The 1419-nt window shown below is 62.5% G+C and carries 1 protein-coding gene; it reads left to right on the forward strand.

Going from position 1 to position 1419, the window contains the following annotated elements; all coding sequences use genetic code 11:
* Positions 1–156 precede the first annotated feature (156 nt).
* The gene (locus NN5_RS24665; protein WP_006954973.1) at positions 157–1371 is read left to right on the forward strand and encodes an IS256-like element ISSpma2 family transposase; all 1215 of its coding nucleotides are present in this window, start codon (positions 157–159) and stop codon (positions 1369–1371) included.
* The last annotated feature ends 48 nt before the right edge of the window (positions 1372–1419 follow it).

The following is a 1419-nucleotide window of genomic DNA, read 5'->3' on the forward strand; positions in this document are numbered from 1 at the left end:
TTAGCGTCCGCGCTCGTGGTGTAATTTCCGGTGTAGGCGATGGTGTATTCCGGGGTGGGGCATGCCCCACCCCGGAATGCGGCGTCGCTGGTGGCCACCGGGTTCATCGTTATGGTGGAGTTTGCACACTTCAACCGTGACGAAGAGGAGTTCCCGATGACCGAGGACAGATTACTGATCGAAGAGCTGGCTGCAAAGGGCGGCCAACCGGATTTTTTGCGCACCATCGCCGAGAACGTGCTGCAGCTGATCATGGAGGCCGACGTTGATGGCCTGATCGGCGCGGGTCGCCACGAACGCAGCAGCGAGCGCGCGACCTGGCGCAACGGCTATCGCGACCGTTCGCTGGATACCCGGGTAGGCACGCTGAACCTGAAAATCCCCAAGCTGCGTGCTGGGTCCTATTTTCCGGGCTTCCTTGAGCCCCGCAAGATGGTCGAGAAAGCGCTGGTTGCGGTGATCCAGGAAGCGTGGATCGGCGGGGTCAGCACCCGGCGGGTCGATGAACTCGTCCAGGCCATGGGCATGACCGGCATCTCCAAGTCCACCGTCTCCAAGCTTTGCAAGGACATTGACGAGCGCGTCCATGCCTTTCTGAAACGCCCGCTCACCGGCGAATGGCCGTATCTCTGGCTCGATGCCACCTATCTCAAGGTACGCGAAGGCGGGCGGATCATCAGCGTTGCCGCAATAATCGCCATGGCCGTCAACACCGAGGGCCGGCGCGAGATCGTCGGCCTGCATATCGGCCCCTCGGAAGCGGAGGTCTTCTGGTCCGACTTCCTGAAGGACCTTGTTCGGCGCGGTCTTACCGGCGTGAAGCTGGTCATCTCCGATGCTCACGAGGGCCTCAAGGGCGCGATCACCCGCGTCATGGGCGCCACCTGGCAGCGCTGCCGGGTGCACTTCATGCGCAATGCCCTGTCCTATGTGCCCAAGGGCCAGAACACTGTCGTCGCCGCCGCGATCCGCCAGGTCTTCCTGCAGCCCGATCAGAAAAGCGCAACGCAGGTCTGGCGACAGGTCGCCGACCAGTTGCGCACCCGTTGGCCCAAGCTCGGCGCCTGCATGGACGAGGCCGAAACCGACGTGCTCGCCTACACCGGCTTCCCCACCCAGCACCGCACGAAGTTACACTCAACCAATCCGCTCGAGCGGCTCAACAAGGAGGTCAAGCGCCGCGCCGACGTCGTCGGAATCTTCCCGAACGAAGACAGCATCATCCGCCTCGTCGGGGCTGTGCTGATGGAGCAGAACGACGAGTGGCAGCTCCAGCACCGATACATGCAGATCGAAGGCATGGCCGAACTCAACCAACCCATGATCGAGGAGGAAAATCAGCCCCTACACATCACCGCCAAAGCCGCCTGACGATGGCCCACGGCCACAGCCGAAATTACACCACCTTGACGGACGCGA

This window comes from Novosphingobium naphthalenivorans NBRC 102051 (assembly GCF_001590985.1).
In the GTDB taxonomy this organism is placed as follows: Bacteria; Pseudomonadota; Alphaproteobacteria; order Sphingomonadales; family Sphingomonadaceae; genus Novosphingobium; species Novosphingobium naphthalenivorans.